The 24,185-nt window shown below is 68.2% G+C and carries 23 protein-coding genes and 4 tRNA genes; 17 read left to right on the top strand and 10 right to left on the bottom strand.

Features of this window, described 5'->3' with window-relative positions; all coding sequences use genetic code 11:
- Positions 1-44 precede the first annotated feature (44 nt).
- The 6 genes from AC5RT3_RS05755 (at position 45) to AC5RT3_RS05730 (ending at position 2,288) form a co-directional block, all read left to right on the top strand.
- Positions 45-115, top strand: a tRNA-Cys gene (locus AC5RT3_RS05755).
- Between the two features lie 39 nt (positions 116-154).
- Positions 155-226: transfer RNA gene (locus tag AC5RT3_RS05750), tRNA-Val, on the top strand.
- Positions 227-278: 52 nt separating this feature from the next.
- Positions 279-351 (top strand) — tRNA-Gly (locus AC5RT3_RS05745).
- Between the two features lie 42 nt (positions 352-393).
- Positions 394-465: transfer RNA gene (locus tag AC5RT3_RS05740), tRNA-Val, on the top strand.
- A 174-nt stretch (positions 466-639) separates the two neighbouring features.
- Complete coding sequence (locus AC5RT3_RS05735) at positions 640-903, top strand: antitoxin (RefSeq protein WP_494123706.1); 264 nt, start codon at positions 640-642, stop codon at positions 901-903.
- Between the two features lie 161 nt (positions 904-1,064).
- Positions 1,065-2,288, top strand: a complete 1,224-nt coding sequence (locus tag AC5RT3_RS05730) for a benzoate/H(+) symporter BenE family transporter (RefSeq protein ID WP_494123705.1) — start codon at positions 1,065-1,067, stop codon at positions 2,286-2,288.
- A 3-nt stretch (positions 2,289-2,291) separates the two neighbouring features.
- Here the strand turns inward: AC5RT3_RS05730 and zapE are convergent, their stop codons facing one another.
- Positions 2,292-3,332, bottom strand: a complete 1,041-nt coding sequence (gene zapE, locus AC5RT3_RS05725) for a cell division protein ZapE (RefSeq protein ID WP_494123704.1) — start codon at positions 3,330-3,332, stop codon at positions 2,292-2,294.
- 229 nt (positions 3,333-3,561) lie between these two features.
- On the opposite strand from zapE, the gene AC5RT3_RS05720 reads away from it, so the two are divergent.
- The 3 genes from AC5RT3_RS05720 to ybaK are packed head-to-tail and all read left to right on the top strand — an operon-like array spanning position 3,562 to position 5,487.
- Complete coding sequence (locus AC5RT3_RS05720; protein WP_494123703.1) at positions 3,562-4,488, top strand: sulfurtransferase; 927 nt, start codon at positions 3,562-3,564, stop codon at positions 4,486-4,488.
- A gap of 31 nt (positions 4,489-4,519) precedes the next feature.
- The gene (locus tag AC5RT3_RS05715) at positions 4,520-4,981 is read left to right on the top strand and encodes a SufE family protein (RefSeq protein ID WP_494011049.1); all 462 of its coding nucleotides are present in this window, start codon (positions 4,520-4,522) and stop codon (positions 4,979-4,981) included.
- Positions 4,982-4,992: 11 nt separating this feature from the next.
- On the top strand, positions 4,993-5,487 hold the full coding sequence (gene ybaK, locus AC5RT3_RS05710) for a Cys-tRNA(Pro) deacylase (protein WP_494123702.1): 495 nt from the start codon (positions 4,993-4,995) through the stop codon (positions 5,485-5,487).
- 33 nt (positions 5,488-5,520) lie between these two features.
- On the opposite strand, the gene AC5RT3_RS05705 is transcribed toward ybaK, so the two are convergent.
- On the bottom strand, positions 5,521-6,780 hold the full coding sequence (locus tag AC5RT3_RS05705) for an alpha/beta hydrolase family protein (protein ID WP_494123701.1): 1,260 nt from the start codon (positions 6,778-6,780) through the stop codon (positions 5,521-5,523).
- A gap of 113 nt (positions 6,781-6,893) precedes the next feature.
- Here AC5RT3_RS05705 and AC5RT3_RS05700 point away from each other — a divergent pair, with 113 nt between their 5' ends.
- The 8 genes from AC5RT3_RS05700 (at position 6,894) to AC5RT3_RS05665 (ending at position 15,667) form a co-directional block, all read left to right on the top strand.
- Positions 6,894-7,385, top strand: a complete 492-nt coding sequence (locus tag AC5RT3_RS05700) for a hypothetical protein (protein WP_494123700.1) — start codon at positions 6,894-6,896, stop codon at positions 7,383-7,385.
- Positions 7,386-7,399: 14 nt separating this feature from the next.
- On the top strand, positions 7,400-7,948 hold the full coding sequence (msrB, locus tag AC5RT3_RS05695; protein WP_494123699.1) for a peptide-methionine (R)-S-oxide reductase MsrB: 549 nt from the start codon (positions 7,400-7,402) through the stop codon (positions 7,946-7,948).
- A 143-nt stretch (positions 7,949-8,091) separates the two neighbouring features.
- Positions 8,092-9,459, top strand: coding sequence for a DUF6421 family protein (locus tag AC5RT3_RS05690; protein WP_494123698.1), 1,368 nt, complete (start codon positions 8,092-8,094; stop codon positions 9,457-9,459).
- Positions 9,456-10,190 carry an SDR family NAD(P)-dependent oxidoreductase gene (locus AC5RT3_RS05685; protein WP_494123697.1) on the top strand — a complete coding sequence of 245 codons (735 nt, stop codon included), beginning with the start codon at positions 9,456-9,458 and terminating at the stop codon, positions 10,188-10,190. Before AC5RT3_RS05690 ends, AC5RT3_RS05685 begins: the two co-directional genes overlap by 4 nt.
- A gap of 31 nt (positions 10,191-10,221) precedes the next feature.
- Positions 10,222-11,322, top strand: a complete 1,101-nt coding sequence (locus tag AC5RT3_RS05680; RefSeq protein ID WP_494123794.1) for a threonine aldolase family protein — start codon at positions 10,222-10,224, stop codon at positions 11,320-11,322.
- A gap of 58 nt (positions 11,323-11,380) precedes the next feature.
- Positions 11,381-12,031, top strand: coding sequence for a DUF3000 domain-containing protein (locus tag AC5RT3_RS05675; RefSeq protein WP_494123696.1), 651 nt, complete (start codon positions 11,381-11,383; stop codon positions 12,029-12,031).
- A 69-nt stretch (positions 12,032-12,100) separates the two neighbouring features.
- A complete protein-coding gene (locus AC5RT3_RS05670; protein ID WP_494123695.1) occupies positions 12,101-13,435 on the top strand; it encodes an HRDC domain-containing protein in 1,335 nt (444 codons plus the stop codon).
- A gap of 78 nt (positions 13,436-13,513) precedes the next feature.
- Complete coding sequence (locus tag AC5RT3_RS05665) at positions 13,514-15,667, top strand: 3-hydroxyacyl-CoA dehydrogenase NAD-binding domain-containing protein (RefSeq protein ID WP_494123694.1); 2,154 nt, start codon at positions 13,514-13,516, stop codon at positions 15,665-15,667.
- Between the two features lie 8 nt (positions 15,668-15,675).
- Here AC5RT3_RS05665 and AC5RT3_RS05660 read toward each other — a convergent pair whose 3' ends face one another.
- The 8 genes from AC5RT3_RS05660 to dxs all read right to left on the bottom strand — a co-directional run bounded on the left by AC5RT3_RS05660 (position 15,676) and on the right by dxs (position 24,132).
- Complete coding sequence (locus AC5RT3_RS05660) at positions 15,676-17,217, bottom strand: ABC transporter ATP-binding protein (RefSeq protein ID WP_494123693.1); 1,542 nt, start codon at positions 17,215-17,217, stop codon at positions 15,676-15,678.
- A gap of 1 nt (position 17,218) precedes the next feature.
- Positions 17,219-17,962 (bottom strand): energy-coupling factor transporter transmembrane component T, encoded by a 744-nt coding sequence (locus AC5RT3_RS05655; RefSeq protein ID WP_494123692.1) that lies wholly within the window; start codon positions 17,960-17,962, stop codon positions 17,219-17,221.
- Between the two features lie 8 nt (positions 17,963-17,970).
- Positions 17,971-18,831, bottom strand: coding sequence for an ECF transporter S component (locus tag AC5RT3_RS05650; RefSeq protein WP_494123691.1), 861 nt, complete (start codon positions 18,829-18,831; stop codon positions 17,971-17,973).
- Between the two features lie 138 nt (positions 18,832-18,969).
- On the bottom strand, positions 18,970-19,995 hold the full coding sequence (locus AC5RT3_RS05645; RefSeq protein WP_494123690.1) for a nucleoside hydrolase: 1,026 nt from the start codon (positions 19,993-19,995) through the stop codon (positions 18,970-18,972).
- 6 nt (positions 19,996-20,001) lie between these two features.
- Complete coding sequence (locus AC5RT3_RS05640; RefSeq protein WP_494052923.1) at positions 20,002-20,979, bottom strand: aldo/keto reductase; 978 nt, start codon at positions 20,977-20,979, stop codon at positions 20,002-20,004.
- An 8-nt stretch (positions 20,980-20,987) separates the two neighbouring features.
- On the bottom strand, positions 20,988-21,548 hold the full coding sequence (locus AC5RT3_RS05635; RefSeq protein ID WP_494052922.1) for a hypothetical protein: 561 nt from the start codon (positions 21,546-21,548) through the stop codon (positions 20,988-20,990).
- Positions 21,545-22,162 (bottom strand): DUF402 domain-containing protein, encoded by a 618-nt coding sequence (locus AC5RT3_RS05630; protein WP_494052921.1) that lies wholly within the window; start codon positions 22,160-22,162, stop codon positions 21,545-21,547. The genes AC5RT3_RS05635 and AC5RT3_RS05630 overlap by 4 nt, the downstream gene beginning before the upstream one ends.
- Positions 22,159-24,132 (bottom strand): 1-deoxy-D-xylulose-5-phosphate synthase, encoded by a 1,974-nt coding sequence (gene dxs / locus AC5RT3_RS05625; RefSeq protein ID WP_494052920.1) that lies wholly within the window; start codon positions 24,130-24,132, stop codon positions 22,159-22,161. Before dxs ends, AC5RT3_RS05630 begins: the two co-directional genes overlap by 4 nt.
- Between the last annotated feature and the right edge of the window lie 53 nt (positions 24,133-24,185).

The raw sequence follows: 24,185 nt of genomic DNA, 5'->3' as shown, positions 1-24,185 counted from the left end.
AGGACACTGTCACAGCAACGGTTCCCCGGAATCAGCGCTTACACGGTGGGTTGGCCGAGAGGCGAGGCAGCGGCCTGCAAAGCCGTATACACGGGTTCGAATCCCGTACCCACCTCGGTGAAAACCATGGTTTCCGGATGCCATCCGGTGCAATGGGCGATTGGCGCAGCGGTAGCGCGCTTCCCTGACACGGAAGAGGTCACTGGTTCGATCCCAGTATCGCCCACTCGGCAAGGTCACTTGCCACAACGCAGTCCGGTTTCGGCCGGAACGCACATGCGGACGTAGCTCAGCTGGTAGAGCACCACCTTGCCAAGGTGGATGTCGCGAGTTCGAATCTCGTCGTCCGCTCTCTTACCTTTTACACAACCCATACGCCGGTCTTCCGGTTCCGGGCGATTGGCGCAGCGGTAGCGCGCTTCCCTGACACGGAAGAGGTCACTGGTTCGATCCCAGTATCGCCCACACTTTGCAGCAGCTCTTCGGAGCTGCTTTTTTGTTGTCCGGAACTCTTGCACCCCCGTGATTGCGCTGCCGGCGAACGGCCAAAGCTCCCGATGTCCTTGGCAGGCCTTTCCGGCGGGTCTAGGATCGAATGCGCGAGGAGCGACCTGGCTCCGCGATTGAAGGGAGGTGCTCGTGGGACTAATTGGCGATCTAAAGGGCAAAGCTCAGGGTCTCATCCGTGGCAACGAGCAGGCCATCAAGAACGGCATCAGCAAGGCCGGTGATTTCGTCGACACCAAGACCGGAGGCAAGTACTCGGGCCACGTCGACAAGGTCCAGAATGGCGCTTCCAAGCTCATTGACAAGAACGGAACCCCAGGCCAGGCACCTGCCGCCGGGCAGGTTCCCCCGGTCCCTCCCGTCAACCCGGTTCCGCCGGCTGACAGGACACCGTAAAGGATTTGGCCAGGGCTTTGCCCTAGTACGTCAACGGGGCGCGGGTCCCGCCGGGAGGCGGCACCCGCGCCTTTGGCGTTTAACCCGCTCCGCCCGGATCCCGCATCGGGCTTAGGCTGTCCGATTCCTGCCATGCCGTCCGGCACCGGTAACCTGCGGGTATGGCGAAGTCCCCTGCATCCCTCAAACTGCAATCGGCCGGCGCTCCATCGAGGCTGGATTCGCGGCCTATCGTTGCGGGTATGGTCACCGCCCTGGTGGGCTTCACCTCATCCTTCGCCGTTGTCCTCGCCGGCCTGAAGGCCGTGGGCGCCGACCCCGCCCAGGCAGCGTCCGGCCTGCTGGCATTGACGCTGGCGGTGGGCCTCGGCGTTGTGCTGCTGGCCTGGCGCTCCAAGGTGCCGGTTACCCTGGCGTGGTCCACGCCCGGGGCGGCGCTGCTTGCCACATCCGGAGCGGCCGACGGCGGGTGGCCGGCCGCCGTCGGCGCGTTCCTTGCCACGGGGGTACTGGTAGCCCTGACCGGCCTGGTGCCGGCACTGGGCCGGCTGATGGCACGGATCCCGACGTCGCTGGCGCAGGCCATGCTCGCCGGCGTGCTCCTGCAGCTTTGCCTTGCACCGTTCAAGGCCCTGGGCACCGTCCCCCTGCTGGTGGGTCCGGTCATCATCTGCTGGCTGCTGCTGATGAGGTTCGCGCCGCGCTGGGCAGTGCCGGGTGCCCTGCTGGTTGCCCTCGGAGTGATCGCCGTTGCGCTGGCGGCCAGCGGGACAGGCATCCCGCAAACAACTTTGCTGCCCACGCTGGTCTGGACCACCCCGTCGTTCAGCCTGCAGGCCATGGTGGGCGTAGCCCTGCCGCTGTTCGTGGTGACCATGGCTTCACAGAATGTGCCCGGGGTGGCAGTCCTGCGCTCCTTCGGATACGACACACCGTGGCGGCCGGCCATGCTGGTGACCGGCGCGGGCACTGCCCTCGGCGCGTCCTTCGGTGGCCATGCCATCAACCTCGCCGCGCTGAGCGCCGCGCTTGCCGCGGGTGAAGAGGCCGGCCACGACCGGAGCAGGCGGTGGGTTGCCGGTGTCACCTCCGGCCTTGCCTACCTGGTCCTGGCTGCCTTCTCGGCGGCCCTCGTAACCCTGGTCAACGCCGCGCCCGGGGGCATGCTGGAAGCCGTGGCCGGACTGGCGCTGCTGGGGACCCTGGCCGCCGCAGTCTCCGCGGCACTGGCCGATCCCGAGGACAGGATTGCCCCGTCCGTCACCTTCCTGGCTGCGGCGTCCGGGCTGGCTTTCCTGGGCATCGGCTCGGCATTCTGGGCACTGGCTGCGGGCCTGCTGGTCCGGGCCGTACTGAAGCCCCGCCTCCCCCGGGCTGCAGCCTAGCCGCTAGGAGGGTTCGTGGTTCTGGCCCTCGCGGGCCAGCGCGGTGAGGCGCGATACGGCACGGAAGTACTTCTTCATGTAGCCGCCTGTCATCATTTCCTCGGTGAAGAGCTTGTCGAACGGGACGCCGCTGGCAAGGATGGGGACGTCCTTGTCGTAGAGGCGGTCGGCGAGGACCACGAACCGCAGGGCCACGGCCTGCTCGGTGATGGTTTCCACGTTGCGCCACACCACGCCGTCGATGCCGTCGATCAGCTGCCGGTAACGGCTGGGGTGCACGCCCGCGAGGTGGTGGATCAGCGTGGAGAATTCGTCCTGGGCCACCGTCTTGCCGTCGAACTCCGCCTTCATGTGCGAGGAGAGTTCGCTGTTCTTCAGGGGCGCCGGCGCGGCTGGCAGCCCGCGGTGCCGGAAGTCCTCGCCGTCGATCCGGATGACGTCGAACTGGTCCGCCAACACCTGGATCTCACGCTGGAAGTCCACTGCTGCGAACCGCCCGTCACCCAGGGAACCAGGCAGCGTATTGGACGTTGCGGCGAGTTTGACGCCGGCGTCGGCCAGTTCCCGCATCAGCCGGGACATCAGGACGGTGTCGCCCGGATCGTCCAGTTCGAACTCGTCAATGCAGACCAGCCTGTAGCTGCTGAGTGCATCCACGGTTTTCCGGAAGGACAAGGCGCCCACCAGGTTGGTGTATTCAACGAACGTGCCGAAGGCCTTGGGGCCGGGGGACGCGTGCCACAGCGAGGCCAGCAGGTGGGTCTTGCCCACGCCGAAGCCGCCGTCCAGGTAGATTCCGGCGCGGGAGTCGTCCTTCTTGCCGAACAGCTTCTTGAACAGGCCGCCGCCGCCGTTGGCCGGGCCCACGCCGTCGGCGAAACCCTGGAGTGCCCGGACTGCCGCGGCCTGGCTCGGCTGCTTGGGGTCCGGACGGTAGCTGGCGAATGACACCTGGCCGAACCGGGGCGAGGGATAGAAGCCCTGGAGGAGTTCACCCACCGAAACTGCCGGGGTGCGGGCGGCAAGCTGTTCGATCTGTACCAAGGTGGTCCGTTCTGCTGGTAGGAGGTCCCCAGAAAGGATACCGGCAATGCGGTGCCCCGCCCGGTTCCCCGGCCTGCTGCCGGCGCCGCAGTGATGAAGCGAACATTTCGTCCTGTTAACGGAATACGGACAACGTGCTGGGCGCTGGCTAGTGTGGGAACAGGTCCCGACGCCGGTGCCACTCCAGGTCCAGCGGTCCTCCCGTGTCTCTAATGAAAGGCCATCACCAATGCCCTACCCCGTTGAGCAGAACGAGAAGTTCGCCGCCTACGCCCACCCCGAGCGCCTGGTCTCCACTGAATGGCTTGCTGCAGCCCTTGCAGAGGGTGCCGTGGCCAACGGCGACCTTGTGGTCGTGGAGTCCGACGAGGACGTGCTCCTGTACGAAACAGGCCACATCCCCGGTGCCGTGAAGATCGACTGGCACACGGACCTGAACGACGAGGTGACGCGCGACTACGTGGACGGAGCCGCCTTCGCCAAGCTCGCGGCGTCGAAGGGCATTTCCCGGGACACAACAGTGGTCATCTACGGCGACAAGTCCAACTGGTGGGCCGCCTATGCCCTGTGGGTTTTCACCCTTTTCGGCCACCAGGACGTCCGGCTGCTCGACGGCGGCCGGGACAAGTGGATTGCCGAAGGCCGGGAACTGACCAAGGACAAGCCCGCACCCGCCGCCGGCAACTACCCCGTGGTGGAGCGCGATGACGCCCCCATCCGCGCGTTCAAGGAAGACGTCCTGGCGCACCTGGGCACCGGGCCGCTGATCGACGTCCGCTCCCCCGAGGAGTACACGGGCCAGCGCACGCACATGCCCGCCTACCCGGAGGAAGGCGCCCTGCGCGGCGGCCACATCCCCACTGCCGCCTCCGTCCCCTGGGCACGGGCCGCCGCAGCTGACGGCACCTACCGCAGCCGCGAGGAACTCGAGGCCATCTACCTGGGCGAGGCCGGCCTCACCGCGGGCGACGACGTCGTGGCCTACTGCCGCATCGGCGAGCGCTCCAGCCACACCTGGTTCGCCCTCAAGTACCTCCTGGGCTTCGAGTCCGTCCGCAACTATGACGGCTCATGGACCGAGTGGGGCAATGCTGTCCGCGTCCCGATCGTCAAGGGCGCCGAGCGCGGTTCCGTTTCCGTCCCGGCAGGAGTCTGACGCGGGCACCGTCCCGCGTAAACTTGGACTGATGACTACTCAAGCCTTGCCCTCCGCCCTGGCGGCCATCGTCGACGACTTTCAGGCCCTCAGCGAACCCGAGAGGCTGCAGCTGCTGCTGGAGTTCTCCGAGGGACTGCCGCCGCTTCCGGAGCGGCTGAACGACCATCCCGAGCTCCTCGAGCAGGTGGTGGAGTGCCAGTCGCCGCTGTTCCTCACCATTGAGACGGAGAAGAACGACGGCGGGCAGGCGCCTGCCGTGCGCCTGTACTTCAAGGCCCCGGCCGAGGCTCCCACCACGCGCGGTTTCGCCGGCGTCCTGCATGAGGGGCTTGACGGGCTGTCTCCCCAAGAGATCCTCTCGGTGCCCGACGACATGCCCGAACTTCTCGGCCTTACCAGGGCCATCACGCCGCTGCGGATGCGCGGCATGACGGCAATGCTGGGAAGGATCAAGCGCAAGGTGGCCGCTGCCGGCGGCGTCCGCGCCTGATCCGCGTACCGGTGGCACGCAAGAGCGCTTTCCAGGGAACCCCGGCCACAGCGGCACTGACCGCGGCCGGGGTTCCCTTTGTGCTGCACCCCTATACCCACGATCCCTCGGTGGCCAGCTACGGGACCGAAGCCGCGGAAGTCCTGGGCATCGATCCGGCCCGGGTGTTCAAGACGCTGATGGTCGAGGTGGAGGGAAAGCTGGCGGTGGGGATCGTGCCTGTCAGCGGAAGCCTTGACCTGAAGGCCTTTGCCGCCGCCATGGGGGCGAAGAAGGCGGCAATGGCTGATCCCGCTGCCGCCCAGCGGAGGACCGGTTATGTCCTTGGCGGCATCTCCCCGCTTGGCCAGCGGCTGCCCTCCCCCACTGTGCTGGACTCAAGCGCCCTCACGCTGGAAAGCCTGCTCGTTTCCGGGGGTAAGCGGGGCCTGGATATCGAACTCGCCCCGGCGGACCTTGTCCGCCTAACCAACGCCGCCACGGCACCCATCAGCTCCCTGGCCTAGGACCGCCTGCGGCTCAACAGTTGCCGGAGGGGGCTACCTGGCGCCCGGATTGAGCCGTGGCGCAAGCTGCTGCCGCAGCCACGCTTTCACGAGCCGCTCCCAGCGTTCCGGGTCCACGTTCCATTCCTTCGTGTGGCGGGCCTGGTGGAAGGGCTCGAAGGTGACCATCTCCGGATTCCGTTCCGCCAGCAGCGTGGACGGCTTGTACGGCACATATTCGTCGTCAACGCTGTGGATGATCAGCGTGGGTGTCCGCAGTTCCACGGCACGGGACACCCAATCCATCTCTTTCAGGTCCACGGGCGCGGCGAGCCCGGTCAGCCGGCGTCCCAGCGGATGCCCGAGCATCAGCTGCCCGTACCGGCCCACCAGGGACGGAATCCGGTTGATTTGCGCATGGTGCGCCAGGACGTTCACCCAGTCGATCACCGGGGCATCGAGCACCATGGCACGGATCAGGTGCCGGTACCGGGACAGGTCGGCGGTCTGCAGGCAGATGGCACCTCCCATCGACCAGCCAAACAGCACGATTTCCTCGGCGCCGTTGGCCAGCGCGTACTCAATGGCGGATTCAATGTCCCGCCATTCCGTGGAGCCCAGGCCATACCGCCCGTCACCGGCCGAGGGCGCGAGCCCGTCGTTGCGATAGGAGACCAGCAGGCTGGTCAGGCCGAGTTCCAGCGCCGGGCCCACCGCACGCAGCGCCTCCTGCCGGCTGGCGCCCCGGCCGTGCACCATTACCGCCCACGTCCGGGCAGTGCCACCGGCACGCACCAGCCACGCCGGCGCCTCGCCGCGGTCCACCGGAATCACCACGTCCTCCGCTGGAAGCCCGACGGCGGCAGGGTCCGGGTAGACAGCCCCGCTCCACCAGCCCCAGCGTGCAGTGGAAAGGTCGCCGGCGTACACGGCTTCCACGTCGCGCAGCACTGTCCGCTCCGACGGAGAATAAGACACGATCCGGCCGATCCGCGCGTGCCCCTGGCCGCCGTCGAAGAAGAACCCATACACACCGTCCACGGTTGTGTCGTCGGTGGCGGCAAGGATCACCTGCTGTTTCTGGCCGTCCCGGATCACGGCCAGCACCTCCTGGTCCGCGGTCCGCTGCCGGGAGGGGGTGATGACCCGCCGGGCGAAGTAGACCGCCAGGGCCGACGAGCCGGTGGCAAGGAGTCCGGCCAGGGCTCCGCCGCCTATCGCGCCGCCGATGGCCCATTTGGCCCGCGATGACATGCCGCCGGATTCGCTGGCGGGTGATACGGGAACCGGGCCGGTGCGCTGGAAAAGAGCCATGGCACTATTCTTACCGCCCGCGGACGGTAGCCCGCATTCATGGACCGCGGACGCACCCGGGAGCCGGTCGGTGACCGGGTGCGGCTCCCCGGGCGCAGGGCTAGGCTAAGGCCATGAGCGAACCCATCGTCATCCTGACCGAAGAACCCCTGGGCGCGGACGACCGCGTGAACATCGAACGGCTTGTGGACGGAGCAGAGACACGCCTCCTTGTCCTGGTGCCCGCCAACACCGAGCGGCACCTGCTGGTGGATTTCCTCGAGAACCTTTCCCTGCTGGACATTGCCAAGGCTTTCCGGGAACTGACAGCGGGCGCACCTGATCCGGGGACCGAGCGGGCCCGCGCGGCGGAAACACTGTCGGCCTCGGTCGCTGCCCTCGAAGGACTGGGCAGCGGCGTTTCAGGTGAGGTGGTGGAGGGCGGAGCGGTTGACGGCCTGGTGGCCAAAGTCCGCGAGACCGGCGCGTCCCAGGCAGTGGTGATCACCCGGCCCCATGCCGTGGCCGACACCTTCCATACGGACTGGGCTAACAAGGCGCAGGACCGGCTGGGCGTGCCCGTGCTGCACCTGTATGCGGGCTCGGGATTTATCGGCGACTCCTGAGCGTTGACAACCGTATGAACATCTTCGGAAACAGCATCTTCGGTAACCGGGCCACCCATGCCGTCGCGGATCCTGCCGCGGGGCAGGACACCGCCCAGGAGGAGTCCCCCACGGAACCCGCCGACGGAACCGGCACCGTCCGGAAAAGCGATGCCGAATGGCGGCAGGAACTGACTCCGGAGGAGTTCTACGTCCTGCGGCAGGCCGGCACCGAGCGTCCCTTCACGGGAGAGTACTGGGACACGCACACGGCGGGCACCTACCAGTGCCGCGCCTGCGGGACGGAACTGTTCACCAGCAACGAGAAGTTCGACTCCCATTGCGGCTGGCCGTCCTTCTGGGCTCCGCTGGCTGAGGGTAAGGTCCGCTACATCCATGACCGCACCCTTGGCATGGACCGCGTGGAAGTCCGCTGCGGAACCTGCGACTCCCACCTTGGCCACGTCTTTGAGGGCGAAGGCTATGGCACTCCCACGGACCAGCGCTACTGCATCAATTCCGTGTCCCTGAAGCTGGTTCCGCGGGAAGAACCGCAGGTCAGCGGCGGAAGCCCCGAGGCCTGATCCCCCAGCACCCGGAGGGCTCGGGCCCTCCGGTTCAGCCCGAAGCAACAGTCTTTCTTGGGCTGGACCCCTTTTCAGATTAGTTCTTCTGGCTGCTTGCTACGCTCCCCATAGACAGCAAGCAACCAGAAAGGCAGCCGACGATGACCGAAGTCCTGACCACCGCCCTGACCGGAATCTCCGCTACCAACCCGGACTGGCTCCGGCTCAAGGCCGCGGCCGCGGCACTCCAGCTCCTGCAGGCGCAGGACGGTTCAATCCCCGACACGGCAGCGCATGCCGCGGCTTCCGCTTCCGTTGACGGGATCATCGCCGCGGTCCGGGCCCTGGCCCCCGCGTTCCCGCACGACGCCGCATACCTCGACGCCGCCTGCAGCGACTTCGCAGCGTGGCAGGCCGGCGGGTTCGGTGTGCCCGACTTCCTGAACTCCCTGCTCGCCTTCCAACCACAGGAGCAGCGCCGCGACGGCCTGCAGCACCTGGTCATCTTCCCCATGTACACGCAGAACGGCAGCAGCAGCCGCCTCGTGGAAGCAGTCCTCATCGAGGTCATCTGGCCGGAATTCATCGCCGGCCTGGAAAGCGGAGACTACTCCAACAAGCTGTTCGTCCCCATCCGCTTCCTGGACTTCACCGCCGGCTATGACACCAACTCCGCCGTCCTCTTCCCCGAAACCGTTGCCGTCAGCGAAACCCCCACCTTCACGTGGGGCGCGATCTTCGCCGACCGGGAAGCAGCCCGCTTCCGCCGCGTCCTGAAGGCGGCCGCCGGGATCACCTGCCTGGAACTGCCCGAAGGTGCCGCGGACATGCTCGCCGACCAGGACCTCACGGAGGCCACCTTCGTGATGTGGGACCTGATCCACGACCGCACCCACATGCGCGGCGACCTGCCCTTCGACCCGTTCATGATCAAGCAGCGCATGCCGTTCTTCCTGTACTCCCTGGAAGAGCTCCGCTGCGACCTGACTGCCTTCCGCGAGTCCGTGCGGATCGAGCAGGACGAGAACGCGGATCCGGAGGCACGCCGGCACGCGAAGCTGGTGCAGTATGCCATCATCTTCGACCGCATCTTCCGCTTCGCCATCACTGGCAGCCGGGTCCGCAACTACGACGGCCTGGGCGGACAGCTCCTTTTCGCGTGGCTGCACCAGCACCATGTCCTCCACTGGACCGACACCCGGCTCACCATCGACTGGGATGAAGTGGCTGACGCCGTCATTGCCCTCGGCAACGCCATCGATGACCTGTACTGGCGCTCCATCGACCGGCCGAAGACCGCACACTGGCTGGCCGCCTACGAGCTGATCTCCGCGACCGTCACCCCGAATCCGGCGTCGGTCTGGGCCAAGGGACCGGAGGCGCTGCCCCTCGCGGGTCCGCCGCGGGGCCTCACTGACCAGGTGCTGGACGACGAGTTCCCGCTGTCCATGTTCTACGAGGCATTGGAAAAGAAAATGCGCCCCGTTATCGAATCCACCGCCGGCATCACCGGCAGCTCCGCACTGTGAGCAGCCCCCGGAACGGCGAACTACCGCTGAACGTCCTGGTCACGGGCGGCAGCGGCGCCTCCGGCGTGGCGGTGGCCCGCGCGCTCCACCAGGCCGGCTGCCGGGTCTTCACTGTCGGCTCCGACCGGCACCGGATCGAGGCGGCGGCACAGCAGGCGGGCGACGGCGTCACCCCCCTGGTGTGCGACCTTGCCAGGCTCGACGACGTTCGGCGGCTGCGGGAAGAAGTTTCCGCAGCCGCGGGGCCGGTGGACGCGGTGATCCACCTGGTGGGCGGCTGGCGTGGCGCCTCCGGCATCCCGGACCAGTCCGACGAGGACTGGGACTTCCTGCACCAGGGCGCAGTCACCACGCTGCGCAATGTCTCCCGTGTGTTCTTCGATGACATCGCCGCCTCGGGCAACGGCAGGTTCGTTATGGTCTCCTCCACGGCCCTTGACCACCCCACGGCAGGTGTGGCCAGCTATGTCGCAGCCAAGGCGGCCGCTGAAGCCTGGACCATGGCGATGGCGGACGGCTTCCGCAAGGTGGACGGCGGGCAGGCTGCCGCCGTCGTGCTGGTGGTGAAGGCCCTGGTGGACGAAGGCCTGCGGCGCAGCCACCCGGAACGTTCCTTCCCGGGGGCCACGGACGTGGAGGAGCTGGCGGCCGCCGTCGTCCGGCTCTTCAAGGCGCCCGCGGACGAACTGAACGGCACGCGCCTCCGGCTGGCCGGCCAGCCGCCGCAGTGACTGTACCTAGACTGAAAGCGTGAGCAAAAGCATGACAACAACAACGGCAGAAACCGGGCACGCGGCGCGGCTGCACGATCCCGGCGTGCGCGGCTTTGCCTCGGACAACTACTCCGGCGTCCACCCCGAGGTCCTCGCGGCCCTCGCCGCCGCGAACGGCGGGCACCAGGTCTCCTACGGGGAGGATGACTACACGGCACGGCTGGAAGAACTGATGGCGGAGCACTTCGGGCCAGGCATCGAATGCTTTCCCGTCTTCAACGGGACCGGTGCCAATGTCCTGGCCCTGCAGTCGCTGCTGCCCCGCTGGGGCGCCGTGGTGTGCGCCTCCACCGCGCACATCAACATGGATGAGAACGGCGCCCCCGAGCGGATCGGCGGCATCAAGCTGCTGCATGTCCCCACCCCGGACGGCAAGCTGACGCCCGAACTGATCGACCGCGAGGCCTGGGGCTGGGGCGACGAACACCGCGCCCAGCCGCTCACCGTCTCCATTACCCAGACCACCGAGCTTGGCACCTGCTACACCCCGGAGGAAGTCCGCGCCATCGCGGACCATGCCCACGCGCGGGGCATGAAGCTGCACATGGACGGCGCCCGGCTGGCCAACGCGGCCGCCCACCTGCAGGTTCCGCTGCGGGACTTCACCCGGGATGCCGGCGTGGACATCCTCTCCTTCGGGGGCACCAAGAACGGCCTGCTGTTCGGTGAAGTGGTGGTGGCACTGAACCCGGAGGCCGCGCACGGGCTGGTCTACCTCCGCAAGATGAACATGCAGCTGGCCTCCAAGATGCGGTTCCTGTCCGCCCAGTTCATCGCCCTCCTCGAGGGCGGCCTCTGGCTGCGGTCGGCCTCGCATGCCAACGCCATGGCTGCCCGCCTGCGCGCCGCCGTTGACACCATCGACGGCGTCCGGCCCACCCAGAAAACCGAATCCAACGGCGTCTTTGCCATGCTGCCCCCGGGCGTGGCAGACAGGCTCCGCACGTCCTTCCGGTTCTACGACTGGAACGAGGCCGCCGGGGAAGTCCGCTGGATGTGCTCCTTCGACACCACCGAGGAGGATGTTGATGCCTTCGCTGCCGCAATCCGCTACGAACTCCGCGATTACCGGCGCGGGCAGGGTACCTAGGCCGCCGGTGACGGCGAGCCTTCCCGTTCTGGCTTGGCCTGTTGCGTAATCTGCCAAGGTGAACGCACTTGACCAGGTTCCCCCGGATTTTCTCCACGCCTTGGGAACCCTCAGGAAAGCCCAGTGCCGCAAGGAACTCCGCCTCGCGGAAATTCCTGCGCCCGCGCGCCTTGCGCCCTTCGCCGTCGCCCTGGGAGCAGAAGTCATGGCGCCCGGTGCCGCCACTCCTGCCACTCCCCTGCACGGACCCGCCGCCATGGCCCTGGCGGCCGCGGCGGGTTCCGGGGACGACTCCGAAACGGAGCTGGCAACCGGGCGGTTCATCCTTCTCCACGACCCCGAGGGCTCGGCCGTCTGGGATGGCGAATTCCGGATCGTGACCTACATCAGGGCCGAGCTGGAGCCGGAGATGGGCAACGACGAAATGCTCGGAACGGTGGCCTGGACCTGGCTGGTGGAAGCGCTGGAGAACCACAAGGCGCCCTACCGGGCAGCGGGCGGCACGGCCACGCGGGTCCTGTCCGAAAGCTTCGGCACCCTCGCTGAACGGCCGGGGTCCATCGACATCGAGCTCCGGGCGTCGTGGACCCCGGCGTCCTCCCACGTCACTGCCCACCTTGAAGCGTGGTCCGACATGGTGTGCACGTTCGCCGGGCTGCCTCCGCTGCCCGACGGCGTGACGCCCCTGCCGCATCGGCGCCGGAACTAGTGCACGCGCACCGCTGCCGGCGTGCAGGCAGGCAGCCTTTCCGGGGCTGCCCGGTAAACTAAGGGCATCATGACCCCTAACATTCCGGAAAACACCACGGCCGGCGTCCCGGCTGCTGATACCGCACCCCACATCACGGTGGAAGGCTTCGACAGCCCCATCCCCGAAATCATCGAGCTGGCAGCACCCCGGGAGGGCGTGCCACTGGTCATCGAAACCCAGGCCGGGCTGGAGCGGTGCGCCGCCGCCATAGCCGCCGGCACGGGCCCGGCGGGGGTTGATGCCGAACGCGCTTCCGGTTTCCGTTACGGGCAGCGGGCGTTCCTGGTCCAGATCCGCCGCGAAGGCGCCGGCACCTGGCTGATCGATCCCGAACCCTTCGAGAACCTCACCATCATCAACGACGCCCTCCGCGGCGTCGAATGGATCCTCCACGCGGCCACCCAGGACCTGCCCTGCCTCCTGGAGCTGGGGATGTGGCCGGACAAGCTCTTCGATACCGAACTCGCCGCACGCCTGGCGGGCCTGCCCCGGGTTGGCCTGGCCGCGGTCATCGAGCAGCTCCTGGGATTCAGCCTCGCCAAGGAACATTCGGCAGCGGACTGGTCCACCAGGCCCCTTCCGGAACCCTGGCTCCGCTACGCTGCCCTCGACGTCGAGGTGCTCAGCGAGCTGCGTGAAGAGCTGGTGGAGTTGCTGGAAGCCGACGGGAAGCTCGGGTACGCCGAGCAGGAGTTTGCCGCCATCCTCGCTGCCGGCGTGGCCCCGCCGCGGGTTGATCCCTGGCGGAAGACCTCCGGCCTGCACCAGATCCGGGACCGCCGCCAGCTCGCTGCCGTCCGGGAGCTGTGGCTGGAACGCGACTCCCTGGCACAAAAACGGGACGTGGCACCGGGACGGCTGATTCCCGACTCCGCCCTGGTGGCGGCCGCGAAGGCCATGCCCGCCACCGTGCCGCAACTGCTGGGCACCAAGGGATTCCATGGCAGGGCGGCACAGCGGGAGGCTCCACGCTGGCTGCGGTGCATTGCCGCCGCCCGGGACCTCGAGGAACTGCCTCCGCTGCACCTGGCGACGAACGCCCCGCCCCCGCCCCGCGTCTGGGCGGACCGCGACCCGGACGCCGCCGCGCGGCTGGCCACGGCCCGGCCCCTGCTGCAGGAAAAGGCCGAACAGCTGAACCTGCCGCTGGAGAACCTCCTGACCCCTGATTTCCTCCGGCGGGTGGCATGGCGGCCGCCAGCCCACATCAGCGAGGCGTCCGTGGCTGCCGAGCTGCGAGCCCTGGGCGCACGGGACTGGCAGGTGGAACTCACCGCGCCGCTGATTGCCGGCGCCTTCCTCAATCCGCAGCCGCTGCCGCCCAAGGAACCCAAAGCCGCCGTGGCAGCAGCCGGGGAATGAGGGCGGGACGGTGGCCTTGCGGGCAAAGTTACCGGTGAGTAACATCTGGGATACATCCCCGTCCTAAGGAGCCCCGTCTTGAGCGCCGCAGACTTTTCCGATTTCGCCAGCTTGTTCCCCGACGAGACCGTCACCCACGCCACCGTCCGGGACGTCGACCTGCCCGGCGCGGCCGGCACATTCGCCCTCATCACCCTGGACAACGGGCTGGACGCCTCCAAGCCCACAACCTTGGGACCGAACACCCTGGTGGAACTCGGCACCGTGCTCGAGGGTCTGCGGACACGGGCTGCGAACGGGGAGATCGCCGGCGTCGGCATCACGGGCAAGTCCTCCTACTTCGTTGCCGGCGCGGACCTCTCGGCGGTGAAATCCCTGGCGAAGCGCGAACACGGACTGCGGATGGCACAGCTTGGCCATGAGGTGTTCCGGACCCTTGCCAACCTGGGGGTTCCGAGCTTTGCGTTCGTCAACGGCCCGGCCCTGGGCGGCGGCCTCGAGGTGGCCCTGCAGTCCACGTACCGGACGGTCTCGGCGGGCGCCGGAGCGCTGGCGCTACCGGAAGCGTTCCTCGGGCTGGTGCCGGGCTGGGGCGGCGTCTACCTACTTCCCCGCCTGATCGGCCCGGAACGCGCAGTCCAGGTGATGATCGAGAACCCGCTCAGCAACAACCGGACGCTGACCGGCGCCCAGGCTTTCGACCATGGCATGGCGGACGCCCTCTTCGGCCCGGACAACTTCCTGGAGCAGTCCCTGGCCTGGGCTGCGGGAGTCATCACCGGGGAGGTTGTTCCGGACCGCCCCAACGCCGTCGACCCTTCCGCGCCGGACACGGCCGCCCGGTGGGCCGCCGCGGTGGCGGCAGGCCGGCAGTTCGTCACAGCAAAGACCTCGGACGCGGCTCCCGCCCCGGGCAAGGTCCTTGACCTCCTCGAAGCCAACCGCACCCTGGGCCAGGCGGAATCCGCCGCGCTGGAATGCGAAACCCTGGCGGAGCTGATGCAGACCGATGAGTTCCGGGCAACGGTCTACGCTTTCCTCGACCTGGTCCAGAAGCGCTCCAAGCGCCCGGCCGGCGCCCCGGACCGGAGCCTGGCCCGGCCGGTCGCCAAGGTGGGCGTGGTGGGTGCCGGACTGATGGCCAGCCAGCTGGCGCTGCTCTTCGCCCGCCAGCTCAAGCTCCCCGTGGTCATGACGGACATCGATCAGGCCCGGGTGGACAAAGGTGTTGGCTACGTCCAAGCCGAGGTGGACAAGCTGCTGGCAAAGGAGCGCATCAGCCCTGATGCCGCTGCACGGACCAAGGCGCTGGTCACCGGTTCCGTGTCCAAGGAAGCCTTCGCCGACGCCGACTTCGTCATCGAGGCCGTCTTCGAGGAGCTGGGCACCAAGAAGCAGGTGTTCGCCGAGCTGGAGGGCATCGTCCGGCCCGACTGCATCCTGGCCACCAACACGTCCTCGCTGTCAGTCACCGCCATGGCCGAGGACCTGCAGCACCCGGAACGCCTGGTGGGGTTCCACTTCTTCAACCCGGTGGCCGTGATGCCGCTGCTGGAGATCGTCCGTGCCCCGCGGACCGGGGACGAGGTCCTCGCCACCGCGTTCGAGCTCGCCAGGACCCTCAAGAAAACGGGAGTGTTGGTCAAGGATGCTGCCGCCTTCGTGGTCAACCGGATCCTGCTCCGGCTGATGGGCGAAGTGACCGCGGCCTTCGACGAAGGGACGCCCGCGGAGGTGGCTGACAACGCCCTGCGCCCGATGGGCCTGCCGATGACCCCGTTCACGCTGCTCGCGATGGTGGGACTTCCGGTGGCCCAGCACGTCCAGGAATCCCTGAACGCTGCATTCGGCAGCCGCTTCCCCGTCTCCGCCAACCTTCAGAAACTCATCGACAACGGCGTCAAGGGCCTCTGGGAAACGGCTCCGGACGGAACCCGCGCCATCCCCGGGTCCACCATGGCACTGATGTCCTTTGGCACCGCACCGTCCTCACGTGAAGAGGTGCTGCGGCGCACCCAGGACGCCCTTGCCGAGGAGATCGGCCTGATGCTGGACGAGGGCGTGGTGGCGGGTCCCGAAGACATCGACCTCTGCATGATCCTGGGCGCCGGCTGGCCCCTGTTCCTCGGCGGCATCACCCCCTACCTGGACCGCGTGGGGGCATCGGAGCGGGTCAACGGCAGGCGCTTCCTGCCGGCGGGCGTGGCTTCAAGCCCCTCAGCAGCGGCTTAGGCGGTACCTCAGGCTTCCGCCAGCCGGCCGCCGTCCAGCGCCAGGATGCGGTGCGCCACTTGCCGCGCGTATGCCAGGTCATGGGTGACAAGCACGACGGCGGCGCCCTCCTCCGCTGCGGACCGGACGGCAGCGTCAAGGATCGCCAGGCCCGCGCCGTCGAGCGCCACCGTGGGTTCGTCGAGCGCCAGCACGGCCGGCCTGCGGGCGAGGGCTGTGGCAAGGGCCAGCAGCCGTTGGCCGGATGCTGGCAATTCCGCGGGATGCGCGTGCTCCTCGCCCTCCAGCCCGACGGCGGCCAGTGCCGCCTCCGCCCGTTCCCCCGCCGCGGCCCGGCCGACGTGCCGGTCCAGGCCGAACCGGACCTCGCGCAGGGCGCTCCGCTCGAACAGCTGGTCCCGTGGTTGCTGGAAGAGAATTCCAACGGATGCCGCGGTGCTGCCCACGGGTCGCCGTGCAATGTCGGTGCCCTGGACAAGCACTGACCCGCTTCCCGGCCTGAGCAGGCCGTTGAAGTGCCGCAGCAGTGTGGACTTGCCCGCACCGTTGGGACCCGTAATGGCCACCACCTCACCCGGGTGGACGGCCAGGTCTATGCCCTGCAGTACCGGGGACGGGAGGCTGCCGGCAGCAGAGTCCTGGCCTGGCCTGCGCCTGAAGCCCCGTCTGCGCTGTACATCGTTGCGGTAGCCGAAGGTCACGTTCCGAAGTTCCAGGGCCGGGGCCGTGCTGCCGCTGCGGCGGGAAATCGCGGTTTCCCGCGCCGGGGCCCCGTGCGGCCGCCGGATTCCCGCCGGCAGCGCACCGCCAGCCTGGAAATGGGCCGGCGGTCCGCTGGCGCTGACTGTCCCTTCCGCCAGGACAACCCACGTTACGGCGTCCAGCAGCGGGGCGTCGAGCACCTGGCTCAGGATGACGACGGCGGTTCCGGCCGCGGTCAGGCGGCGCACCAGCACCTCCACTTCGCGGACACCGGGGGCGTCGAGGGAGGCGAACGGCTCGTCCATGACCAGCACCGGCGGGCCGGTGATGATGGCACAGCCGATGGCCAGCCGCCGCAGCTGGCCGCCGGAGAGCCGGGCAGGGTCCCGCTCCAGCAGTCCGGTGAGCCCGAGCAGGCCAGCAGTGTGTTCCACCGCCGCCCGCATGTCCTCGCGTTCCATCCCGGCGTTTTCCAGGCCGAACGCGAGTTCCTCCGCCACCGTTGCCTTGACCGTGGACAGGATGGCAGACGCATCCTGCGGGACGAACCCCGCCTGCCGGCCCCACTGCGCCGGATCGATCCGCGGATCCGTGGCGCTTCCGTCAAACTCCAGCCGCTGCCCGGCCAGTTCCAGGAATCCTGCCAGCACGCCACCCGCACCCGGGGACAGCCAGCCGGCGAGAAGTTTGCCAAGCGTCGTCTTGCCGCTGCCGGAAGCGCCCAGGACTGCGGTGAGTGTTCCCGGGGCGAGCTCCAGATCCACGCTGGAAAGGACCGGTGCACCGCCGCCGTGGTAGGCGAAGCTGCGGATGCCTGCTGCCAGCACCGGGCGGAGAAGGTGGTGCACGTCAGTTCCCCTCTGCGTAGTGCCACAGGCGCACGGCAACCGCGGCCGCAGCAGCAAGCACCAGCACCAGGCGCAGGACCCGTTGCGGCGGCGAATCCGGCACCACCCGGTAGCTGGTGCGGGGCCCGGTGCTGCTGAAGCCGCGGGCCTCCAGGGCAGCGGCCCGGGTTCCGGCGTCCTCCACCAGTGACAGGACCAGCGGGACGGCCTGGAGGCGGAAGGCGGCCGCCCGGTGCAGGAGCCCGCGCCGGATCACCAGACCGCGGGATTCCTGGGCCTGCCTGATCCGCCCGGTGCGGGCAGCGATGGCCGGCAGCAACGTGAGGGTGGAGGCGAGCACGAACCCGAACCGGCCGCGGATGCCGCGCGCGGACAGGGCCGCCACCAGGTCCGGGACGCTGACGCTGAAGGAGTAGGCCAGCAGGACGAGGACCACCGCGGACAGCTGGGCCGCCCGCTCGAGCGCGAAGGACAGACCCTCTGCGGTGACGCGGACCGGACCCCACTGGGCGAGAACCGTCAGCCCCTCCGGAAAGGACAGCCCGTGCACTATCAGCAGGGACAGTCCCAGGGGCAGCAGCACGGCGGCGGCAGCGGGCAGCATCCGGCGGGCGGTGCCCGCGGCTACCGAGAGCGCCAGCGCAGCGGCGGACACGGCGACGGACAGCGGAAGGCTCGCCGCCGCCGTCGTGATCACTGCTGTGCTGCCGGCCGCTGCCATTCCGGTCAGCGGATGAATCCTCACGGGTCTGCCTAGGACGCCTGACCCGGCCGCTGCACCGTCGCTTCGGTCCGCGTTGCTTCCGGCGCGGGGGCCTTGCCGGCCAGCACGCGGTGCCGGCGGACGAACGGGAACTGATGGCTGGCGCGGCGCGGCAGTGCGTAGACCAGCACAGCCACCACGGTAAAGACGATGGCCTTGTCCATGGGGTCTGAAATGAGTGCCTGCTTGGTGATGGCGGCCAGGAGGGTATCGCCCATCGAGCGGAAGGCGCTGACCATCGCACCCGTGGCCACCCCGGAGGTGCCGCCAAACACGAAGGCCGCAACCGGTGCGGACACCACGCCGCCGATGATCCCGGTGGCGAAGCCGGCCACGGGCGCGAGGTAGAAGCGGCGGAACAGGCCGTAGCGCGCGGCCAGCCCGGCGAGGCAGCCGATCAGTGCGGCACCGGCGGCGAAGGGAAGCACTGTGGGGTTGAAGAAGGACCAGACGATGCTGCTGAGGGCGCCGGTGGCGGCACCGGCTGCCGGTCCTGCCAGGACGGCGATCAGGACGGTGCCGATCGCGTCCAGGTAGAACGGGACCAGGGTGCTGCCCACGAACTGGCCGAGGACGATGTTCAGGACCAGGGCCACCGGGATCAGCACCACCGTGGAGGCCGGAAGCGTGGGGAGGATGGCGACGATCAGCAGGACAGCCCCGGCCAGGAAGCCCGACAGGGCGACCAGGGCCGCTGCGCTGCCGGGGCCGCCGGTGATGTCGGCAGGCTGGTTGAGCACCAGGTAGATGTAGGTGGCGGCGATGGCCAGGCCGCCGAGGATTTCCAGCAGCCGGCGCCTGCGGGCGGCAGCGGGGGCTGGAGACGGCAACGTCAGGGAGGGCGATGACATGGGGTTCCTTCTGGGGTGCGGCACTTCAGGGCCCGGAAATGCCGGGCCGTGCGGGACGCCACCTATGTCACCTCGGCAGCAGCCGCACCGGATTACCAACCGGCGGGCCGGGGACCATTCTACCGGTGGTGGAGTATTTCAGCCCAGCCTGGCTGCGAGGCTTCCGACGGCGGATACCAGTTCGCGGAAGGCCTGCTCCGGGTTGTTGCCGGAGACGATCCTGGCGTTGGGTTCGATGCCCCACAGGCCGCGGAAATCGGCAACCGTTGTTCCGGCGAAAAGCGGCGATTCCGCCTCAACGTCCACGGTAGCCGGCCGGGCCGTGTACTCCAGCGTTCCCGCGGCCACCCCGGCGGCGAAGAAGTCATGGACGTGGGCAAGGTAGCCCTGGTCGTAGCGCCGGTGGAACTCGAAGTAGAACCGCAACGCATCGGACAAGTGCCTGATGATCCTGTTGTCCGAGGTGCTGGGCTGCCCTTCCGGCTGGTCCGGGAGCACCAGTTCGGGGACGGCGGCGCCTGCCGCTTCCGCCAGCCGCCGGACATGCTCCGGCCGCATCTCGATGCGTTCTGTCGTGTCCAGCGAGCACACCACGGGAAGCTTCTCCATGGCCCGCCCACGGTACGCGGCGTAGACCTCCTTTGCGGCGTGCGGGTCCACGTGGGTGTTCCATTCCGCGGTAGGCGTGGTGTTGCCCTGGTAGTAGAAGCAGCCGCCCATGATCACCACGCCGGCCAGGAGCTCCGGCAGGTCCGGCTCCTTGCGGAGTGCCAGCGCAAAGTTGGTCAGCGGTGCAGTGACCAGGGCCGTCAGCTCCCCCGGCCGTGCCTTGGCATGTTCAATCCAAAGGTCGACGGCGTGGCGCGGCGACACGCGCCCTTCCGGTTCCGGCAGGACGGCGTGGCCGATGCCCTGGGGTCCGTGAGTCTCAGGGGTGGTCAGCAGCGGTACGGACAGAGGCCTGCGCGCACCGATGGCCACTTCCACCCCGTGCCGGCCGCACAATTCGAGGAGCGCGAGGGTATTGCGCGCCACCTGGTCCGCATCGACGTTGCCGGGTGTTGCCGTAACCGAGACGAACTCCGTGTCCGGCAGGGCCGCGAGGTAGGCAACGGCCAGTGCGTCGTCGATGCCGGTATCGACGTCCAGGAGGTAGGCGGGCATGGCGGCCTAGAAGAGTGCCACTTTGGGGACTGCGGGGAAGATCCCGTCCAGTTCCTGCAGGTCGGCTTCAGTGGGGATCCAGTCGGCAGCCGCGGCGTTCTGCCGGACCTGGTCCGGCCGGGTGGCGCCGGCGATGACGCTGGCCACCGACGGCTGTGCGGCAAGCCAGGAGAATGCGACGTCGATTTCGGTGAGCCCGCGTTCCTTGGCGAAGCGGCTGAAGCGTCCCAGCTGCTCCCAGTCGGCGTCGTGCACCATGTGTGTCCGCGTGTGGCTGAGCCGGGAGCCTTCGGGCGCGTGCCCGGGCGAGTACTTGCCGGTGAGCAGGCCGTTGGCCAGCGGGAAATACGGCAGGACCCCCAGGCCGAATTCCTCGGCAGCCGGTGTCACTTCCAGTTCCGCCCGCCGGTCCAGGAGGTTGTAGTGGTTCTGGGTGGAAATGAAGCGGGCGCCGCCCAGCTCCCGCGCCACGTACTCGGCCTGCGCGATCTGCCAGCCGGCTCGGTTCGAGTGGCCGAGGTACCGGACCTTGCCGCTGATGACCAGCGCATCGAGGGCGGACAGTGTCTCGTCGATGGGGGTCAGCGGGTCCGGGGTGTGGAACTGGTAGAGGTCGATCCAGTCCGTGCCGAGCCGCCGCAGCGAAGCCTCCACCGCCTGGATGATGTAGCGCCGTGAGCCGCGTGCGCCGAAGTCGGGGCCGTTGGCGCCCTTCATGTCCATGCCGAACTTGGTGGCCACCACCACGTCGGCGCGGCGGCTGCCAAGGGCCTTGCCCAGCATTATCTCGCTGAGCCCCGGCTCCCGGCCGTAGGTGTCGGCGACGTCGAACAGGGTGATCCCGGCGTCGAGCGCAGCGGAGACCACGGCGTCGGTGGCTTCCTGCGATTCGGTGGCGGTGTTGGCGCGGCCGAGGTTGTTGCAGCCCAGGCCGACCGTGGAGACCGTCAGCCCTGATTTTCCGACGCGGCGGTAGGTGGTCAAGGAAACTCCTAGAGGCTGAACGTGGTGGCGGACCTGGCGGAGTGCTTCATTCTGAACTTGTCCGGTTCCTTGAACGGGGCCGCGGCGATGGTGAGCTTGGTGAAGTCCAGGTCCTCGCCGCGGGCGCAGACCTTGATGGCGTTGGCGGCCTTGTTGGCGTCCGGGCAGAGGCAGAAGATGTTGAGCTTGAAGTCCGTGAATTCGGACCGGTCCACGGTGCCGAGGCCGCGCCACGCGAGGTGGCTGACCAGGGCATCCTTCGCCTTCTCCTCCAGGAACCGGTCGCGTTCGGTGCCTTCCCTGGTCTTCAAGGCAAACTGCGCCACCACCCAGAACTGCTCCTCATCCGGAATCTCCGCGTAGCCGTCCTCGGCGCACTGCACGGCGAAGGCGTCCAGCAGCGCATCGGCGGCCGCGGCGTCTGCGACGTCCGTCTCTTCGGTCTTGCTCTGGTGCCCCACCACGCCGAAGTTCATCACGAACTGGCTGTACTCCTCGTCGAACCAGGCCTCCCGGAAGTGGAGCACGCCCTCGTCGTCGCGCTTGTAGACCCTGACAATCCCGCTCATTTGCGTCCCTCCGTGAACCATTCGACGTCGGTGCCGTCAAAGGGTGCCTGCTGTGCCTTGACGGCCCGGTATAGTTCGTCCGCTGCGGCCTGGATGTCTCCGATGAGCCGTTCGGGGTAGTTCATGGACATACTGTGGTCGGCGAACTCGTCCTGGTCGTCGATGAAAACGCCCCGGTCCGCGGTCCGGATGACGTCCAGATCCATGTCTATGACGTGGAACTCGGTGACGGCCGGCCGGATGTCCGTCCATTCGTGGCCTACTGCCAGGTCCACGTAGACCCGTACCCCGTTCGGATGGGCCGAGTCGTAGAACGTGGCAACCCAGTCCCCCTGTCGCGGGACCAGCAGGACGGCGTCGGACCGGGTGTAGAACGCGGCGCCCGGACGCGAGCAGAACTCGTTGGTGCCCTGGAAGATCCACCAGCCGTGCCGGTCCTCGCCAAGGTAGCGCCCCGGCACCACCCAGTGGGCCTTGCCATTCCATTTCCGGTTCCGGGACACCACCAGCTGGCCGGGCTGGAGGCCGCTGGGGACCCTCGTTGTAGTGGTGTGCATGACCGGTCCGGACTCCCCCGTTGCGCCCGGAATCTTCAGCGCATCCTCTTCCCTCACAGGATTGGAAGGCTGCCGGTGGTGGGGTGTTGTTGCCCCGGCAGCGGGCGCGCGAACGGGACCTTCGTCCCCAAAACCTGCGCTACGACGTCGTGCGTAATCTGCTGGGCAGTGAGCCCCACACGCTCCAGGACCTGGCTGCGGCTGCCGTGGTCCAGGAACTCGACCGGCAGGCCGACCTCGTTCAGGGCAGTGTCCACCCCGGCCGCGCGCATCTCCTGGCGGATGCGCGAGCCCACGCCGCCGGCGCGTACGCCGTCCTCGATGCAGACCACCAGCCGGTGGTGGGAGGCAAGCGCGATGATGGAGCGGCGGACGGGAAGGGCCCAGCGCGGATCCACCACCGTGGTGCTGATGCCCTGCGCGCCAAGCCTGTTGGCGACGTCGAGGGCCAGCTCGGCCATGGCGCCGACGCTGACGATCAGCACATCGTTCTCGGTGGACCCCGAAGGACGGCGGGCCAGGATGTCCACACCGTCGCTGAGGCGTTCCAGTGCTTCAACCTCGGCCCCCACAGAGCCCTTGGAGAAACGGACAACGCTGGGCGCGTCGCTGATGGCGATGGCCTCGCGGAGTTCCTCCCGCAGCCGGGTGGCGTCGCGGGGAGCAGCCAGGTGGAGTCCGGGTACCACTTGGACCATGGCCATGTCCCACATCCCGTGGTGGCTGGCGCCGTCCGGACCAGTGACGCCGGCGCGGTCCAGGACGATGGTGACCCCTGCCTTGTGCAGGGCAACGTCCATGAGCAGCTGGTCGAAAGCGCGGTTGAGGAAGGTGGCATAGACAGCCACCACGGGGTGCAGGCCGCCGTAGGCCATGCCCGCCGCGGAGGTGAGGGCATGCTGCTCGGCGATGCCGACGTCGATGACGCGGTCCGGGTGCTTGGCGGCGAACTTGTGCAGGCCTACCGGGATGAGCATGGCTCCGGTGATGCCCACCACGTCCTGCCGTTCGTCGGCGATGGCAGCGATTTCGTCAGCGAAGACCGAGGTCCAGGACTTGGCGCCGGCTTTCCCGGTGGGTTCGCCGGTTTCCGGGTCGATGATGCCGACGGCGTGGAACTGGTCCGCCTCATGCGCGCGGGCAGGGGCGTAACCGTGCCCCTTTTCCGTCATCGCGTGCACGATGACCGGGCCGTTGTAGTGCTTGGCGGTGGCGAGGGCATGCTCCATCGCCTGGAGGTTGTGGCCGTCCACGGGGCCGATGTACTTCATGCCGAGGTCCTCGAACATGCCCTGCGGAGCCCACCAGTCCTTGATGCCCTTCTTCATGGCATGCAGGCTCTTGTAGGTGAACTGGCCCACCGGGCCGCCGTTCTGGAGCTTTTTCTTCCACCAGTCCAGCGCCACCTCATAGGCGGGGGCGGTGCGGAACGAGTCGATGGTGGGCCGCAGCGAGGCCAGGTAGTCCGCGAAACCGCCCACCGTGGGGGCGTAGGACCGGCCGTTGTCATTGACGACGATGACCACCCGGCGCTTCTTGTCCGCGGCGATGTTGTTGATGGCCTCCCAGGCCATCCCACCGGTCAGGGCCCCGTCACCGACGACGGCGACGACGTGCCGGTCGCCTTCCCCGGTCAGCTGGCGGGCACGGGAGATTCCGTCCGCCCAGGACAGCGAGGAGGAAGCATGCGAGCTTTCCACGATGTCGTGCTCGGACTCGGCACGGGACGGGTAGCCGGACAGCCCGCCTTCCTGGCGGAGGGTGGTGAAGTCCTGGCGTCCGGTGAGCAGTTTGTGGACATACGACTGGTGGCCGGTGTCAAAGACGATGCTGTCACGCGGCGAGTCGAAGATGCGGTGCACGGCGAGGGTCAGCTCCACCACGCCAAGGTTTGGCCCGAGGTGACCGCCCGTCTGGGAAACGTTTGTGATCAGGAATTCCCTGACCTCCGAAGCCAGCTGCTTGAGCTGTTCTTCGGTCAACTCGTTCAGGTCCTGCGGATTCCGGATGGTGTCCAAGATTCCCAATGACCCCTCCTTCAGGTGGTAGACGTGCCGTTTAACTCTAACGCCTTGGTCCA

The organism is Arthrobacter sp. Y3221159 (assembly GCF_059089885.1).
Note: the sequence above shows the minus strand (reverse complement) of the source record. Positions and strands in the feature narration are given on the sequence as shown.

Excerpts from the sequence above, each read along its gene's own strand:
- msrB (WP_494123699.1), top strand. The coding sequence starts at position 7,400 with ATGAACATCTTCGGAAACAGCATCTTCGGTAACCGGGCCACCCATGCC.
- AC5RT3_RS05705 (WP_494123701.1), bottom strand. The coding sequence starts at position 6,780 with ATGGCTCTTTTCCAGCGCACCGGCCCGGTTCCCGTATCACCCGCCAGC.
- AC5RT3_RS05690 (WP_494123698.1), top strand. The coding sequence starts at position 8,092 with ATGACCGAAGTCCTGACCACCGCCCTGACCGGAATCTCCGCTACCAAC.
- AC5RT3_RS05645 (WP_494123690.1), bottom strand. The coding sequence starts at position 19,995 with ATGCCCGCCTACCTCCTGGACGTCGATACCGGCATCGACGACGCACTG.
- AC5RT3_RS05650 (WP_494123691.1), bottom strand. The coding sequence starts at position 18,831 with ATGTCATCGCCCTCCCTGACGTTGCCGTCTCCAGCCCCCGCTGCCGCC.
- AC5RT3_RS05635 (WP_494052922.1), bottom strand. The coding sequence starts at position 21,548 with ATGAGCGGGATTGTCAGGGTCTACAAGCGCGACGACGAGGGCGTGCTC.
- AC5RT3_RS05715 (WP_494011049.1), top strand. The coding sequence starts at position 4,520 with ATGACTACTCAAGCCTTGCCCTCCGCCCTGGCGGCCATCGTCGACGAC.
- AC5RT3_RS05680 (WP_494123794.1), top strand. The coding sequence starts at position 10,222 with ATGACAACAACAACGGCAGAAACCGGGCACGCGGCGCGGCTGCACGAT.
- AC5RT3_RS05720 (WP_494123703.1), top strand. The coding sequence starts at position 3,562 with ATGCCCTACCCCGTTGAGCAGAACGAGAAGTTCGCCGCCTACGCCCAC.
- AC5RT3_RS05670 (WP_494123695.1), top strand. The coding sequence starts at position 12,101 with ATGACCCCTAACATTCCGGAAAACACCACGGCCGGCGTCCCGGCTGCT.
- AC5RT3_RS05730 (WP_494123705.1), top strand. The coding sequence starts at position 1,065 with ATGGCGAAGTCCCCTGCATCCCTCAAACTGCAATCGGCCGGCGCTCCA.
- AC5RT3_RS05700 (WP_494123700.1), top strand. The coding sequence starts at position 6,894 with ATGAGCGAACCCATCGTCATCCTGACCGAAGAACCCCTGGGCGCGGAC.